Raw genomic sequence first — 16,419 nt, 5'->3', positions numbered from 1 at the left:
TAACGTTTCGGGCTCGCTTGATCACTCTGCGGTCCCATAGCGTGACGGAACGCGACCCGCACGCGAAAGTTACGGCCGTTCACCCCTTTTGGTGGCGCGACGGACAACCGTCCGTCGCGCCACCGCCTTGTCCCCTTACGTTCGTCCCGCTGCGAGCCGCCGGGACCACGGCGGCTCCCCAGATGGGAGATCGGGGGTGCACACATGCGTATAGGACTGCTCACCGAAGGTGGCTATCCGTATGTGAGCGGTGACGCCAGATTCTGGTGCGACCGGCTTGTGCGCGGGCTCGAGCAGCACGAGTTCGACGTCTACGCGCTCAGCCGCAGCCGACGCCAGCAGGAAGAGGGCTGCGTTCCGCTCCCGCCGCAGGTCAGCCGGGTGCGTACGGCGCCGCTGTGGACGGCCGTGGACGACGGGGTCACGTACGGACGGCGCACGCGCCGGCGCTTCGCAGAGTGCTACGGGGAGCTGGTGCGGGCGGTGTGTGCCGGGGTCGACGGCGGTGGGACCGGTGGGGCTGGTGGGTCTGAGGCCGGATGGGCCGAGGGTGCGCCGGATGCCGGGCCGGCTGCCGCGTCCGCCTCTGCGTCCGCGCCCACGGATCTGGCGGACCGTTTCGGCAGTGCGCTGTACGGGCTTGCCGAACTCGCCCGCGAGGAGGGCGGACTGGTCGGCGCCCTGCGCTCCGACGCCGCCGTACGCGCCCTGGAACACGCCTGTCGTGCGCCCGGAGCGCTGCGCACGGCGCGCGAGGCGCGAGTACCCGATCTGCTCGCCGTCGCCGCGCACCTCGAACGCGCCCTGCGCCCCCTCTCCCTCGACTGGTACGGCGACGACGGCCTCGGCGCGGCCGACCTCTGCCACGCCACCGCCGGCGGCCCCGCCGCCCTCTGCGGACTGCTCGCCCGGCACTTCTCCGACGTACCGCTGCTCGTCACCGAGTACGGCGTGCAACTGCGCTCGCACTACCTGGCCCTCGGCCCCGACGCCGCCGCCCCCGCCGTACGCGCGCTGCTCGCCGCCTTTCACGGCAGGCTCGCCACCGAGGTCTACCGGAAGGCCGAGATCCTCACCCCGGGCAACGCTCACGCGCGCCGCTGGCAGGAACGGTGCGGCGCCGACCGCGCCAGGATCCGCACGGTGTACCCGGGCATGGACGCCGACCGTTTCACCGAGGCCGGCGAGTCCCCGGACCGGGCTGACCCGGACACGCTGGTCTGGGTCGGGCGCGTGGAACCCGCCAAGGACCTGGTCTCGTTGCTGCACGCCTTCGCCGAGGTCCGCAAGGAGGAGCCCCGGATCCGCCTGCGCATCGTCGGCGCGCCCTCCGGCGCCGACGGCGCGGCCTACCTCGGCCACTGCCGGGCGCTCGCCGCGCAGCTCTTCCCGGACGAGGCGGGCGGCGCGCACGAGGTCGGCGACAATCCCGTCTCCTTCGAGGAGATCGGCTCCCCGGAGGCGCCGACGCTGCCCGACGCGTACGCCGCCGGCGCGGTCGTCGTCCTCTCCAGCGTCGTGGAGGGCTTCCCGATCAGCCTCGTCGAGGCCATGTTCTGCGGCCGGGCCACCGTGTCCACGGACGTGGGCGCGGTCGTGGAGGTCATCGGCGGTACGGGGCTGGTCGTGCCCCCGCGCAATCCCAGGGCGCTCGCCGAGGCGTGCGTGGCGCTGCTGCGTGACCCCGAGCGCCGTGAGCGCCTCGGTGCCGCCGCGCGCGCCCGGGCGCTCGAACTGTTCACCGTCGAGCAGAACATCGCGGCATTTCACGGCATTTACCTGGAGATCGTCTCGCACTGTCCGGTCCGCCGGGTCGTCCTGGACGAGTCCGGCGAGCCACTGCCGTTCGCCGCGCCCGCCGAGTCCCACGTCCCCGGCCGCTGGACCGGTCCCACGGCCCGCGTCCTGCCCCGAGCCATCCCCGCCTGGGCCGCCAGCCCACCGGTCCGCGCGACCTCACTGGCGGCTGCGGAGGGGGCACGGTGAGCGACTTGGACAGCCGGATCGCCGGTGAGGGGCTCGGTTTCGGAGGAGTGGGGGAGCTGGGTGGGGAGGGCGGTGAGTTCGGTGGCGAGGAGGTCGAGCCGGAGGAACCGGGTGAGTTGGAGGGCCTGGGCTTCGGTGTCCCGGACGGGTCCGCCGGGGACGGCTCCGCCGCTGTGAGCGGTTCGGCACCCGTGAGCGCGTCCGCCGGGGACGGCACTCGGGGTCGTAAAGAACCGGCCGGAGTCGACCGGCCGGGAATGCCCGGCGGTGCCGATCCCTGGGACGCGCGGTCGGGGGAGTGGTTGACGGGCGAGCCGGACGAGGCCACCGGCCGGGCTTCCGTGCATGTCTCCGCATCGCTCGCCGACCCCACCGGGCAGGCGCCCGGACAAGCCTGTCGTGCGCCGGCCGACGTCGCTGGACGGGCTGCCGCAGAATTCTGCGGTGCGCTCGCCGCCCCTGCCGGCCAGGCACCCGCGCAAGCCCCCGGATCGCCCGCTGCCACCGAACAGGCTCCAGCGCGCCCCTCCGTACCGCCGGCCACCCCCGCCGAACAGCCCCCCGCGCCTCTCGAACCCCCAGCCGCCGCCGGGCAGCCCCCCGCGCCTCTCGAACCCCCAGCCGCCGCCGGGCAGCCCCCCGCGCCCCTCGAACCCCCAGCCGCCGCCGGACAGCCCCCCGCGCCCCTCGAATCCCCAGCCGCCGCCGGACAGCCCCCCGCGCCCCTCGAATCCCCAGCCGCCGCCGGACAGCCCCCCGCGCTCCTCGAATCCCCAGCCGCTCCCGCCGGGCGCGCTCCCCGACGCACCTTCGCCTCACCCGACCCCGGTGTCGCAGCCGCCGAGAAGTCGCGTGCCCCCGGCCCCCGCCGGTCCGGTGACCCGGTGAAAGCCCTGTTGCATCGGCACCGTGCGCTGTGTGAGCGGGCCGTGGACCCGTTGGAGATCGCGGCGGGACTGGAGGCGCACGGGGTGACCGACCGGACCGCCGCCCGCTTCCGGCACCGGGACGTCTTCTCGCTCGCCGAGGAGCTGTACGCGCGTGTGCCGCGCAACGCTGAGCCGCGTCCGGAGCCCGAGCCCCTGCCGGTGCCGCGGGTCCGCCTCGGCTGGGTCCTGCTCACCCTGCTGCCCGGGGCACTCGGCGCGGCCACGGTGACCGGACTGCCCGTCACGCACGGACACCCGCGCCTGCTGGTGGCCGTCGGCGGCCTCCTCGCCGTAGCGCTCGCCGCGCGCGCGGCACTGCGTCACGGCCCGCTCGCCGGCCCGCCCGGCACGCGCGCGTGGCGCACCGCGGCCGGTACGCGCGCGTGGACGCTCTGGCTGCTCGCCTACGCCCTCCTCGGCGACGGCCTCCTCCACACCGTCGTGACGGGCGGCCCCGACGCCCTGCCCACCGGCGCCCCCGACGGCCCCTGGCCCACCGCCACCGCGCCCGCCCTGGCTCTCCTGCTGGCCTGTGCCCCCGCGGCCTGGTCCGCCCACCTCCTTGCCGTCGGCGCCCGCCGCAGGCTCGCCGGCAGCCGGGGTCTGGAGGACTTCACGGCCGCCGTGAAACCGCTCCTGCTCGGCGCGTTCGCCCTGTTCCTGAGCGCCCTCGGCGCATCGCTCGCGTTGTGCGGCGCCGCCCTGCACGCGCCCGCGGCCTACGGGCAGACCCTCCCGCTGGGCGCCCTGCTCCTGCTCGCGCGCCTGCTCACCGTGCACCGCCACCGGCGCGTCCCCGCCCTCGCGTTGGGCGCCGCGGCGGCCACGGAGGCGGTGGCCCTCGCGCTGCCGGCGGCCGGACGACTGCCCGGCTGTGCCTTCCTGGCGGCTCCCGTCGAGACCCTCGTCGACGCCTGGGGCGAGGCCGCCGTACCGGCCCTCGCCTGCGGCACCGCGGCCCTGGCCCTGCTGTGGCACGCCGGCCGCACCCTCACGCGGGCCTCGGCCCACGCGCCCGCGGAAGCACCCGAGTGAACCTTCCGCCCACCGGCCCGACCCACCGCCGGAGGCACCCGCACCACCCGCACCACCCCGCTGAAGGAGAAGACCAGATGACCACCTTCCGACCCGGAGCCTCAGGAGCCACCGGAGTCACCGGAGTCACCGGAACCGCCGGAGCGTCCGGAGCAGCCGCAGGAGCGGTCGGAACGGCCGGTACCGCCGGCGCGCACACCCAGGGGGCCGCGCGATGAGGGTCCTGCTGATCGGAGCCAACGGATTCATCGGCCGCTTCGTCGCCGACCGCCTGCTCGCCGACCCGGCCGTCCAGCTCACCGCGCTCGGCCGCGGCGACGACGCCGACGTCCGCTTCGACCTCGCCACCGGCAGCCCGGGCGCGCTCACCCGCTTCCTCGACGCGGTCCACCCCGGGGTCGTCATCAACTGCGCCGGCGCCACCCGCGGTGGGGCCCGTGAACTCACCCGGCACAACACCGTCGCCGTGGCCACCGTCTGCGAGGCGCTGCGCCGCAGCGGCTGCGGTGCCCGTCTGGTACAGATCGGGTGCGGTTCCGAGTACGGCCCCAGCCAGCCCGGTTCCTCCACGGCCGAGGACGCCGTACCCCGCCCCGGCGGCCCGTACGGCGTCAGCAAGCTCGCCGCGACCGAACTGGTCCTCGGTTCCGGCCTGGACGCCGTCGTCCTGCGCGTCTTCTCGCCGGCCGGCCCGGGCACCCCGGCCGGCTCCCCGCTCGGCCGGCTCGCCGAGGCCATGCGCCGCGCCATGCAGTCCGGCGACGGCGAACTCAAGCTCGGCGGCCTCGGCGTCCAGCGCGACTTCATCGACGTGCGCGATGTCGCGCGGGCCGTGCACGCCGCCTCGCTCTCCGCCGCGCAGGGCGTGATCAACATCGGGTCGGGCCGTGCCGTGCGCCTCAGAGACGCCGCCGCGGTCCTCGCGCGCGTGGCCGGATACGGCGGGGCCCTGCACGAACTCGACGCCCCGCCCGGGCCGCTGCGCAGCGCCATCGGCCATCCCCGCGCCGACTCCGACCACGCGGCCCCGGTCGCCTACCCGTACCCGGACGGCTGCGGCAGCTGGCAGCAGGCCGATGTGCGCACCGCCCGCGACCGGCTCGGCTGGCGGCCCCGCATCAACCTCGAAGAATCCCTGGCCGACATCTGGATGGAGGCGGCATGCCGCATCTGACCAGCACCACCGCGGGCGCCACCGGCACCGGCACCGGCGTCCGCACCGCCCTCGGCATCCCCGGATACGCCCACCCGCTCGTCGCCCCGGCCCAGTGGGCCGAACTCGCCCGCCCCGGCACCCCGCTGGACTGGGCGGTGCTCGACGTGGCCGCGGGCCCCGGCACCCGACCCGACCCGCACTGCCTGGAGGCCGCGGCCCGGCTGCGCGCCGCGGGTGTCCGCGTCCTCGGACATCTGGACCTGACCTACGGCGCCCGGGCCTTCGGGGACCTGCTGTCCGACGCCCACCGCCATCTCGACTGGTACCGGGTCGACGGCTTCCTGCTGGACCGCTGCCCGACCGAGCGCGCCGCGCTCCCGGAGGTCCGCCGCGCGGTCACCACCCTCCGGGCGATCAGTGACACCGCTCACATCGTCCTCGGCCACGGCCGCCACCCGCACCCCGGCTACGCCGAGGACGCCGACCAACTGGTGACTTTCTCCGGTCCCTGGTCCGACTACCGCTGGTCGCAGGTGGCCGAGTGGACCGCCGACTATCCGGCCGACCGGTTCTGCCACTTCGTGCACAGCGTGCCGCGCGGGCATCTGGACGAGGCGCTGCGGATCGCCCGCTGGCAGGGAGCGGCGACGGTCTACTTCACGGACCGCACCGACGGCGGCGGGCGCGCCGACCCCTGGGAGGCGATGCCCGGCTACTGGGACGAAATCGTCTCGCGTATCGGAACAGGTGTCTCGGAATGAAGAAGGCCGTGGCAGTGTTACGAGGAGAACAACTGTAGTGATTGACCGACCAACGGAGTCCCCGTGTCGCTGCCACCCCTGGTCGAGCCGGCTTCCGAGCTCACCGTAGACGAGGTCCGCAGGTACTCCCGCCACCTGATCATCCCCGACGTGGGCATGGACGGGCAGAAGCGGCTGAAGAACGCCAAGGTGCTCTGTGTGGGCGCCGGCGGCCTGGGCTCGCCGGCGCTGATGTACCTGGCCGCCGCGGGCGTGGGCACCCTCGGCATCGTGGAGTTCGACGAGGTCGACGAGTCGAACCTGCAGCGCCAGATCATCCACAGCCAGTCCGACATCGGCCGCTCCAAGGCCGAGTCGGCCCGCGACAGCGTGCTCGGCATCAACCCGTACGTGAACGTGATCCTTCACGAGGAGCGGCTGGAAGCCGACAACGTGATGGACATCTTCAGCCAGTACGACCTGATCGTCGACGGCACCGACAACTTCGCGACCCGCTACCTGGTCAACGACGCGTGCGTGCTGCTGAACAAGCCGTACGTGTGGGGCTCGATCTACCGCTTCGACGGCCAGGCGTCCGTCTTCTGGTCCGAGCACGGCCCCTGCTACCGCTGCCTCTACCCGGAGCCCCCGCCGCCCGGCATGGTCCCCTCCTGCGCCGAGGGCGGCGTCCTGGGCGTGCTGTGCGCGTCCATCGGCTCCATCCAGGTCAACGAGGCCATCAAGCTCCTCGCGGGCATCGGCGAGCCGCTGGTCGGCCGCCTGATGATCTACGACGCCCTGGAGATGCAGTACCGCCAGGTCAAGGTCCGCAAGGACCCCGACTGCGCGGTGTGCGGCGAGAACCCGACCGTCACCGAGCTCATCGACTACGAGGCCTTCTGCGGCGTCGTCTCCGAGGAGGCCCAGGCGGCGGCCGCCGGCTCCACGATCACTCCGAAGCAGCTCAAGGAGTGGATCGACGACGGCGAGAACATCGAGATCATCGACGTCCGCGAGCCGAACGAGTACGAGATCGTCTCCATCCCGGGTGCCAGGCTGATCCCCAAGAACGAGTTCCTCATGGGCGCCGCCCTGGAGGGTCTCCCGCAGGACAAGAAGATCGTCCTGCACTGCAAGACGGGTGTCCGCAGTGCGGAAGTCCTCGCGGTCCTGAAGTCCGCGGGCTTCGCCGACGCGGTCCACGTCGGCGGCGGCGTCATCGGCTGGGTCAACCAGATCGAACCGCACAAGCCGGTTTACTGACCGGCCCGCTGGCTGACCAGCGTGACAGAAGAAGCCCACGGCTCTGACCAGTGCAGATGCCGTGGGCTTCGGTCGTTGTCGGTCGGTGTCGGGCTGACCTCGCACCGCCCGGAGACGGCCCGGGCTGCGGCTGCCTGGACGGGAAATCGCCATGCGGCAGCCTGCGCCGGCCGGCAGCACGGCCCGTTGGGGAGGGGGCCGGCCCGGTCGAGCCGGGCCAGGTGGCTGACATCCGCTTTGAGCGGCTGAGTGGCGGGGAGCTGGGCGGCGGCTCAGGAACGGGGACGTGGTGCCGCCCCAGGTGCACATGCCGGCCCCGCACCGCTCACTGCCTCATGCCGACGGTAGGCGCACGCCTTCCGATCGTGGTGGTCGGTGGCCCGCCTGTGCGCCGAACGACGGTGAACGGGCTGAAGGAAACGGAAACCGAGACGGCCGCGCTCCTCACCACAGAACCGGAGGCGGCCGGCGGCCAGTTGCCGCAGCAACCGTCATTCGTGGAGCTAAGCTGCCTCGGGTCGCGCCGCACGCATGCCCGAGCCGGGCTCCTGTGCACCCTCGAACGGCACGGTGTCGTCTTGCCCGAAGTCAGGGGCCTGGAAGGGGTTCGTCGTCGGAGGCGGCGATGCTGCACTGGAGCAGCGGCGTTGTCCCTCCGGGGCGGAGAACAGCGGCGTCAGATCGATGAGAGGTCTCTCTTTCGGTACAGGTCCCTGAAGGGGCCTGGTGTGCCGTGACCGGGCACAGCGGTCCTACAGCTTGGTCATCTTGGCGTACGGGCTCAAGATCCGCATTTGCGCCGAGCCGAAATCCACGAGCGCCGCGATTCCGTCCTCGATGCCGATCACCCGGCCGAGGCCGTACACGTCATGCGTGACCTGGTCGCCCGTGGCGAAGTGCTTGGGAGCCGGTGTGACCGGGGGCTTGAAGGGGCTGGTAGGCAAGTGACGCTTCGGTGCAGCGGGCTTTGTCATGGCTCAGTATGAGCCTACGTTCTTCCCGCTCGCTGTGGCCGTCGGCACAGATCCGGACGGAATCGGCCGCATCACGCCACTGACCTGCGGTTTCGAAACCTGCTGCGACAAAAAATCGCCCGCAGGTTTCCTTCGCTGACCGTGGTTGCCCTCCGTATCTGGCACGGCGGTGGCACGAACGCAGCCGACGACACTCAGCCACGAGGGCGCGTGCGCCGACCGATCAGGCGCGCGTACGCTCCGGCTCCACCCCTACCGGCTGCTCGGCGAAACCGGGGCCCCGAGGAGATCGGTCAGCGCGGGGCCCCGAGGAGATCGGTCAGCGACGACCCTTTCGGTCGCCGCGTGACATGGATCGGCGTGCGGGCCGGCTCACGCCGGTGCGAAGACGAACAGACCCGCCTCCGTGCCGACGTAGCCGTAGCCGGTGGCCGTGTCGACGGACGGGATGTTCTCCTCGGGCAGGTTCTTCGCCAGCACCTTCTTCGTCCGGGTGTCCACCGCGACGCCGGTGTCGGTGGCGCTCTCGTCGTCCGTCACCCCGTACAGCACCGACCCGTCGGCCGTGAAGCGGACCGGGTCGAGGGCGTGTTCGCCGTCCTGCTGCTCCCACAGCCGCTTGCCGTCGGAGGTCTGCCACACGGTGGTGCCGGGGAAGTCCTCGAACCTGACCACGTCCCGGGCGGCGAGGTCGCCGGAGGGCGAGAACAGCACCTCCGCCGCGCCCTGGTAGGAGGTGAGGAGCGAGCCGCTCTTCAGGTCGTACCAGGCGTGGATCCAGTTGCCGGAGGAGAGGGAGGGAGCGGCCTTCCAGCCGACGAGGACCTTGCCGTCGGCGATCCGCAGGATGCGGATCTCCTCGCTCTCGGGATTGCCCTTGTCGTCCAGTTCCACGCCCTCGGGGATCTTCGCGTCGGCGGTGCTCCAGACCTGCTTGCCGGTGGCGAGTTCGTTGAGCGTGATCTGCTCGCGCTCGGTCTGGAAGTCGCTGGCGTTCAGGAAGCCCGGGTAGTAGCCGCCGCCGATGAGCGGGGTATGGGCCGCCGAGGCGTCCGCCGTGCCGGTCTCGGCGTCGTAGGTGCACCTGGCGGCGGTGCCGGTGCAGGTGACCGTGCGGGACGGGCCGCCGCCGACGGGCGTGAGGCGGAGGGTGTCGTCGGCCTTCTCGACGCGGTAGCCGTCGAGCAGGGTGCCCCGCTCGTACGAGGGGACCTTGGCGAGTTCGCCGCCGTCGGCGCCGTACAGGGTGGCCGCGGTGGTGGTCTTCGCCTCGGTGAGGCCGTCTGACTCGCTGGTCGTCGAGGAGGTCACGGCCACGGCGGGGGCGCCGTCACGCCAGGTGACCGCCTCGACCGTCTCGGCCTGTACCTTCAGCGCCTTGCGGACCGCGCCGGTCTTCATGTCGCGGAACTCCAGCGTGAGGGGCTCGGCCTCCTCTGAGGAGTGCAGCATGCCCTCGGTCAGCCCGCCCGTTGCGTAGTCGCCCTGCGCGTCCTTCGCCAGCAGCAGGGTCGAGCCGAGGTCGAGGACGCCGGGCGCCGAGGTGCCCTCGGCGGGCAGGCTCCAGGCGGGCTGGGCGGCGAAGCCGGGCAGCGCGGGCCCGCGGTAGGCGGGGCCCTTCGCGGCGCCTCCGGCGGCCGCGGCGGACGCCGTCGCCTTACCGCCGCCGGCCGTCCCGTCACCGCCGCCGCATCCGGTCAGCAGCGCCAGGGACAGCGACATCCCGACGACCGCGCCGCGCGCCCGCGGACCTATACCGCTCCTGTGGTTCACGGATCTCACTCCCCCGTGTTCATGACATGACCGCGGGGGATCCTAGCGGAATGATCATTTTCCGTTAGGAGCGGATGCGTGAGCGCGACACGGCGGGCCGCCCCGGCTTTCGATGCGTGGACGTCCCCCGCCGGGTCAGTGCCGGTGCACGACCCTGAGGCACTTCTACGCGTCCGTGGGCTTGTCGCCGTCGGCTTCTCAACCGCCGCAGACCTTGCCGTCCTTCGGCACCGTTCCGTTCAGCAGGTAGGCGTCCACGGTCGAGTCGACGCAGTCGCTGCCGCTGCCGTACGCCCCATGTCCCTCGCCCTTCCAGGTGAGTTCGACGCCCACGCCCCGGCCCAGCTCGTCGGCCATCCTACGGGCTCCCTCGTACGGGGTCGCCGGGTCGCCGGTGTTGCCCACCAGCAGGACCGGCGCCGCACCCGGTGCGATGACCTCCGGAGTGTCGTACTGGCCCGGCACCGGCCAGTCGTGGCACCAGCCCGCCGTGTCCCAGCCCAGGAAGTCCCCGAACACCGGCGAGATCCGCTTGAACTCCGCCAGTCGCCGCTTCGTCTCGGCGAGCGTCGGACGCTCCTTCTCGTCCAGGCACGAGATGACCCGCTGGGAGTGCGACATCGTGCCGTAGTGACCGGAGGAGTCCCGGTCGTTGTACTCGTCGGCGAGTGCCAGCAGCTGCGAACCGTCGCCGCTCTCCGCCGACTTGAGTGCGCTGGTCAGTCTCGACCAGCTCGACTCGCTGTACAGCGGCAGGATGATCCCGGTGATCGCGAGGGTCTGGGTCAGCTTCCGCCCGGACGACGTCGGCAGCGGCTCGGCGTCGAGCCGCGTCAGCAGCCCGGCTATCTTCCGGGAACCCTGCTCGGGGTCCTGGCCGGTGGACTTGAGGTAGTCGTCCAGGGCCCGCTGGAAGCCGCGGGCCTGATTCTCGGCGTGGCCCACCGTGTCCGCGGTCGGGTCGACCACCGCGTCCAGCACCACCCGGCCCACCCGCTTGGGGAACAGGTGGGCGTAGACGCCGCCGAGTTCGGTGCCGTAGGAGATGCCGAAGTAGTGCAGCTTGTCGTCGCCGAGGACCTGGCGCATCAGGTCCATGTCGCGTGCGGTGTCGGTGGTGGAGACGTGAGCCAGCAGCGGGCCGGTGGCCTTCTGGCAGCCCTTGCCGAAGGCGGTGGCGTCCTGGAAGAACGCCTTCTCCTCGGAAGGGGTGTCCGGCGTGGCGTCCACGGCCTCGGCGGCCTCGATCTCCCGGTCGCCGCGGCAGCGGACGCCCTCGCTGGCACCGACCCCGCGCGGGTCCCAGCTCACCAGGTCGTAGCGCTCGTGGAGCGCGGAGACGGAGGACTCGAAGTACGGCATCGTCGACACGCCCGAGCCGCCGGGGCCGCCGAAGTTGAACAGCAGCGAGCCGATGCGGTCGCCGCCGGTCGCCCGCGCGCGGATGAGGCCGAGACCGATCGTTCTGCCGGCGGGCTTGGACCAGTCCAGCGGCACCTTGAGCGTCGCGCACCGCCATGCGTCACCCGGTGCCGCGGCGTTCCCGGTGGACGTGCAGCGGTGCCAGTCGAGGCGCTGGGAGGTGAGGGAGGACGGCAGCGCCGTCGGGGACGGCGTGGATGTGGAGCCGGCCGCCGACGGGGGAGCCGAGTCCGCTCCCTTGCCCTCGTCCCCGCCGCCGTCCCCGCCGGACGAGCCACCGCAGCCGGCCAGCAGCAGCCCCGCCGCCACCGCGGCCGTCCACCGCAGAAGTCGCGTCATGTGCACCCCCCTGACAGGCCCGCCGCACCGTGCAGCGCCGGGCGTTCAGGCCATGGTAGGCGCCCGGGCCGTGACAGCCTGTGGATAACTCTCTGACCTGCTGTTTCGTGGCTCTCTGGGGGGAGCTCAGGAGCAGACCGTGTCGGCCTTCGGCACTTTTCCGTCCAGCAGGTAACCGTTCACGGCGCTCTGTACGCACTTGTTCTTGCTGTCGTAGGCGCCGTGCCCCTGGCCCTTGTACGTCAGCTCGACGGCCACACCCTTGCCGAGCGCGTCCACCATCTTCTTCGCGCCCTCGTACGGCGTGGCCGGGTCGCCGGTGTTGCCGACGACGAGGATGGGCGCCGACCCGGGCGCGCTGACGTCGGGGTGATCGGCGGCGCCCGGCACCGCCCAGTCGGTGCAGCTCACCATGCCCCAGGCCAGGTAGTCCCCGAACAGCGGGGAGGCCGCGCGGAACTCGGGCAGCTTCTGCTGGACGTAGTCAGCGGTGTACCGCGGCTTCTCGTCGGAGCAGTTGATGGCGATGTTCGCCGCGGTGAGGTTGCTGTACTCGCCGTTGTCGCTGCGGCCGTTCATCGAGTCGGACAGCAGCATCAGGATCTTGCCGTCGCCGTCGTACGCCTCCTCCAGGCCCTCGGTGAGGTACTCCCAGAAGTCCTTCGAGTACAGGGACTGCGCGATGCCGTTGGTGGCGGCCGTCTGGGTCAGCCGGCGCGGGAAGATGCCGGGGATCGGCTTCTTCTCCAGGTCGCCGAGCAGTTTCGCGATGCGGTCCTTCACCTCCTGCTCGGTGTCGCCGACGGGGCAGTCCGTCGTCTTCGACGTGCAGTCCTTCGCGAAGTTGTCGAGGGCGAGCTGGAAGCCTCTGGCCTGGCCCAGCGCGCTCTGCTCCGGGTTCTGCGTGGGGTCCACGACGCCGTCCAGGACGGCCCGGCCGACGTGCTTGGGGAACAGGTGGGCGTAGACGCCGCCGAGTTCGGTGCCGTAGGAGATGCCGAAGTAGTGCAGCTTGTCGTCGCCGAGGACCTGGCGCATCAGTTCCATGTCGCGGGCCGCGTCCGTGGTGCGCACATGCGGCAGGACCTTCTTGGAGTTCTTCTCGCAGGCGGCGTTGAACTGGCGGGTGCGCTTCAGGAGCTGTGCGCGTTCGGCGCCGTCCTCCGGGGTCGCGTCCTGCTGGAAGTAGGCATCCAGCTGGGCGTCGCTCTCGCATTTCACCGGCGCGCTGCGGCCCACGCCGCGCGGGTCGAAGCTGACCAGGTCGTAGCGGGTGCGCAGGGCGGCGTAGTCCGCGCCGAACGCGGGCAGCGTGGTGACGCCGCTGCCGCCCGGGCCGCCGAAGTTGAACAAGAGCGAGCCGATCCGCCGGTCGGCCGGGCCGCCGGCCTTGGCGCGGATCAGGGCGATGCCGATGGTGTCGCCCTTCGGCTTGCCCCAGTCCAGCGGTGCCTTCATGGTGGCGCACTGCCACTCGGTGCCGTTCGGCAGCGGCGACGGAGGGCTGCCGCCGCCCTCCGCCGCGGACGGGGCCGGGCAGTCCTTCCAGTCCAGCTTCTGCTGTGTGAGATCCCCGTCCTGGGCGCCGTCACCGCAGCCTGCCAGCACGGCGGAGAGCAGCACAGCGGTGGTGGTCAGCGCGGCGGCGCGCAGCCGGAGGGGGTTCGCCATACCCCCATCGTGGGGGCGCGCACGCCGGGGCGCGCGGGACGCGAGCCGTACGAGGTACAGCACCCGGCGCAGACGCCCAGCGGGCGCCCTTGCGGGTGGCCTAGAGGGCTCCCTTGCGGGTGAGGTGGTTGAAGGCAAGCCAGCCCGGCAGCACCGGCAGCCACAGGGTCAGCAGCCGGAACAGCAGGACGGCCGGGGCGGCGACCTCCTTGGGCAGACCGAAGGCGATCAGACCGAGCGTGAGGCTCGCCTCCACCGCGCCGACGCCGCCCGGGGTGGGCGCGGCGGAACCGAGCGCGTTGCCGGCGAGGAAGACGACGGCGACGCTGGCGATGCTCAGTGAGGTGGTGCCGTCGCCGAAGGCCCGGACGGAGGCGTCCAGGCACATTACGAAGCAGGCGGTGAGCAGGAGCATGCCGCCGATGCCGGTGATGAGCTTCTGCGGCCGCTGGAGCACGTCGAGCATGCGCGGCACGACCCCGGCGAACAGCGACCTCACGCGCGTGACGACGAATTTCCGCAGGAACGGCACCGACGTCACCACGAGGACGAGCACCGCCACGGTCAGCAGACCCGCGATGACCGTGCGGGACGGCGAGAGGGAGGGTGTCTTCTCGGTACCGGTCAGATAGCCGAAGGACAGCAGCATCAGGATGTGGCAGCCGAGCCCGAACAGCTGCGACGCGCCGACGCTCGCCACCGCGAGCCCCGGGCGCACGCCGGTGCGCTGGAGGAAGCGCGTGTTGAGAGCCACACCACCGACCGCGGCCGGCGCCACGATCTTCACGAAGGACCCGGCGACCTGCGCCGCCACCGCCCTCAGGAACGGCACCCGCTCCGGCACGAACCCCAGCAGCGCCATCGCGGCGGCCACGTAGCTGAGCGCGGAGAACAGCACCGCGGCGATCACCCAGCCCCACTGGGCCTGCGAGAACAACGTGCCGAACTCGATGTGGGTGAGCTGCGTCAGGAGGTAGTACGCGCCGATCGCACCGGCGATGAAGCTGATCAGCGTCCGCGGCCGCACCCGCTCCAGGCGGGCCGGCTCCACGGGCGCCTGGGGCCTGATCCGCAGCACCTCGTGCCGGATCTGCGTGAGCAGGTCCTCTTCCCGGGCCTCTTCGAGGGCTTCGTCGATGGCCCGTCTCTCGGCGCGCTGCTCGGCGCGGACCGTCTTCTTGTCGGGCTTTCCCGGGGCGGACGGGGCGGGCGGGGCCGCCTCGGCCGCCTCCTCCAGCCGGGCCAGCTTGGCTTGCCGGGAGGCTTCGAGCACCGCCTCGCGTTCGCGCTGGGCCCGCTCCCGGGCCAGCCGGCGCAGGGTCGCGCGCGTGGAGCGCGTCAGCGCGATCGGCTGGAGCATCGGCAGGCAGTCGGCGACCGCGTCCGGGCCCAGCACCCCGACCGCCGAGGCGACCGCCCGCTCGGCGCCGACCCGGAGGCCGAGTGTGGTCAGCAGCTGGGCGACGTCCATCCGCAGCAACAGCTCACCGGCCGCGATCTCGCCGCCGCGCAGCTCGGTGAGGATCACCTTGCCGGAACGATCCACCAAAATCGCGTCACCGGCCAGCCTGCGGTGCGCGATGCGCCGCGACTGCAACGCCTGCACCTGGTGCCAGGTGTGGCGCAGCAGCTCGTCGGTGATCTCCTCGTCGGCGAGCGAGTCCAGCGTGCGCCCGCCGGTGTGCTCGTAGACGAGCATGACCGCGTCCGGGCCGAGTTCGGAGGTGGCGATCAGCTTGGGGGCGTTGGCGCCCGCAGCGATCGCCGCGTACGCCAGCAGCGCCTCCTGCTCCAGCGCCTGGCGCAGCGACTGGAGGCTGGAGCGGGTGGCGAAGCCGCGCAGGGTCAGATTGCGCCACGCGCGGTAGAAGAAGCCCTGCGCCTGCTGTTCCCGGTCGACGACCGTGACGTCCAGCGGCGGGCCGTCCTCCAGGGCGACGAAATAGCGCCGGCCCCGGTCGCCGTTCTCCGTCTCCACGGTCTCCTCGCGGGCCGCGCTGACCGGGTGGAAACCGACGTGCCGGAGGCCCGCCATCAGGGTCTGGCCGGTGGGGCGGACGTTGGGCGAGCCGACCGCGTACAGGGTGCCGTAGGCGATGGTCCAGCCGATCAGCACCGTCAGGATGATCGAGAAGGGGGTGGTGTAGCCGGTGACCAGCATCGAGAACGCGTCGAGCAGCAGCACGATCCACAGCACCGCGCGCCATCTGGGCCGCCGGGACATCCCGACGGCCGTCATATAGGCGATGACCGGTGCCAGATAGCCGTGCACCGGGTCGGTCAGCGCGTGGATGTCGCCCGGCGAGGGCTGGGTCAGCGCCTCCTGGATCGAGTCCGGGGCGGCCCGTGCGACCCACAGGTCGGTGGCGAGGGTCACTCCGTGCGCCAGGACGGCCGCCAGCACGCCGTCGGCGATCCGCAGTCCGTCCCGTTTGATCAGCCGCTCGATCGCGAAGGCGACCGGCACCAGCAGGATCGCGATGCTGGACGCCAGGCCGGCGATCTTGATCAGCAGGTCCGGGGCCTGACCGGTGCCCTTGTTGATGTCCTGTTCGAGGCCCGAGGTGGTGCCGTGCGCGAACGCGGCGATCGCCAGCAGTACGACGATGGCGAGCACGCCCACCATGAGCCGCATGAGGTCGGAGGGGCGGTGCACGCGCGCGGGGAGCAGCGGTTCGTCGCCCTCCACCTGCTCGGCGTGGGGGTCGTCGTCGGCGCACGGAAGGTGGCCCGCCGGCGCGTTTCCGGAGCCGGGCGCCGGCTCGGCGGCATCGGCGTCGCCGTCCCGCGCGCGTGCGCCGTCGCTCACGTGAGCTTCGGCGGCGCCTGCCTCCGCACGCGTGCCGTCGTTCTTGTGCGGACCGGTGTCGTCCTGGTGCGCGTCGCCGCCGTTCTCGCCCGCGCGGGCGGTGTCGGGGCGCGCCGAGGCGTCAGGGGTGCCCGCCGCTCCTTCGGGGTGCACGCCCTGCTCCTTCGTCGTCTCTTCTTGATCTCGTATCACCAGTCACCGCCCGCACGATGGTGGCATGCCCCACCGACACACACGGGCATCAGGGTGCGGATCCGCGGGCGCACAGTCTGCCCGAAGGACCGCCGGGGGGCGAGAGGGCCGTTGCTCCCGGCCCGGCCGG

At 72.5% G+C, this 16,419-nt stretch carries 10 protein-coding genes; 5 read left to right on the top strand and 5 right to left on the bottom strand.

Going from position 1 to position 16,419, the window contains the following annotated elements; genetic code table 11:
- Positions 1 to 204 precede the first annotated feature (204 nt).
- From ACZ7DL_RS00730 to moeZ, 5 genes are all read left to right on the top strand, one after another.
- Positions 205 to 1,986: a DUF3492 domain-containing protein gene (locus ACZ7DL_RS00730; protein WP_470770311.1), complete on the top strand. Its 1,782-nt coding sequence runs from the start codon at positions 205 to 207 to the stop codon at positions 1,984 to 1,986.
- An 884-nt stretch (positions 1,987 to 2,870) separates the two neighbouring features.
- A complete protein-coding gene (locus tag ACZ7DL_RS00725; RefSeq protein ID WP_470770309.1) occupies positions 2,871 to 3,950 on the top strand; it encodes a hypothetical protein in 1,080 nt (359 codons plus the stop codon).
- A gap of 214 nt (positions 3,951 to 4,164) precedes the next feature.
- Positions 4,165 to 5,124, top strand: coding sequence for an NAD-dependent epimerase/dehydratase family protein (locus ACZ7DL_RS00720; protein WP_470770307.1), 960 nt, complete (start codon positions 4,165 to 4,167; stop codon positions 5,122 to 5,124).
- Entirely contained in the window at positions 5,112 to 5,867 is a 756-nt protein-coding gene (locus ACZ7DL_RS00715) for a spherulation-specific family 4 protein (RefSeq protein WP_470770305.1), read from the top strand. Before ACZ7DL_RS00720 ends, ACZ7DL_RS00715 begins: the two co-directional genes overlap by 13 nt.
- Positions 5,868 to 5,930: 63 nt before the next feature.
- Positions 5,931 to 7,109 carry an adenylyltransferase/sulfurtransferase MoeZ gene (moeZ, locus tag ACZ7DL_RS00710; RefSeq protein WP_470770303.1) on the top strand — a complete coding sequence of 393 codons (1,179 nt, stop codon included), beginning with the start codon at positions 5,931 to 5,933 and terminating at the stop codon, positions 7,107 to 7,109.
- Between the two features lie 752 nt (positions 7,110 to 7,861).
- Here moeZ and ACZ7DL_RS00705 read toward each other — a convergent pair.
- From ACZ7DL_RS00705 to ACZ7DL_RS00685, 5 genes are all read right to left on the bottom strand, one after another.
- Positions 7,862 to 8,083, bottom strand: coding sequence for a hypothetical protein (locus tag ACZ7DL_RS00705; RefSeq protein ID WP_470770301.1), 222 nt, complete (start codon positions 8,081 to 8,083; stop codon positions 7,862 to 7,864).
- Between the two features lie 372 nt (positions 8,084 to 8,455).
- Complete coding sequence (locus ACZ7DL_RS00700; RefSeq protein WP_470770299.1) at positions 8,456 to 9,856, bottom strand: hypothetical protein; 1,401 nt, start codon at positions 9,854 to 9,856, stop codon at positions 8,456 to 8,458.
- 198 nt (positions 9,857 to 10,054) lie between these two features.
- Entirely contained in the window at positions 10,055 to 11,617 is a 1,563-nt protein-coding gene (locus ACZ7DL_RS00695; protein WP_470770297.1) for an alpha/beta hydrolase, read from the bottom strand.
- Positions 11,618 to 11,743: 126 nt separating this feature from the next.
- A complete protein-coding gene (locus ACZ7DL_RS00690) occupies positions 11,744 to 13,288 on the bottom strand; it encodes an alpha/beta hydrolase (protein ID WP_470770294.1) in 1,545 nt (514 codons plus the stop codon).
- Between the two features lie 100 nt (positions 13,289 to 13,388).
- The gene (locus ACZ7DL_RS00685; protein WP_470770293.1) at positions 13,389 to 16,289 is read right to left on the bottom strand and encodes a lysylphosphatidylglycerol synthase domain-containing protein; all 2,901 of its coding nucleotides are present in this window, start codon (positions 16,287 to 16,289) and stop codon (positions 13,389 to 13,391) included.
- Positions 16,290 to 16,419 lie beyond the last annotated feature (130 nt).

It is taken from the genome of Streptomyces sp. NPDC036984, from assembly GCF_055607665.1.
Note: the sequence above shows the minus strand (reverse complement) of the source record. Positions and strands in the feature narration are given on the sequence as shown.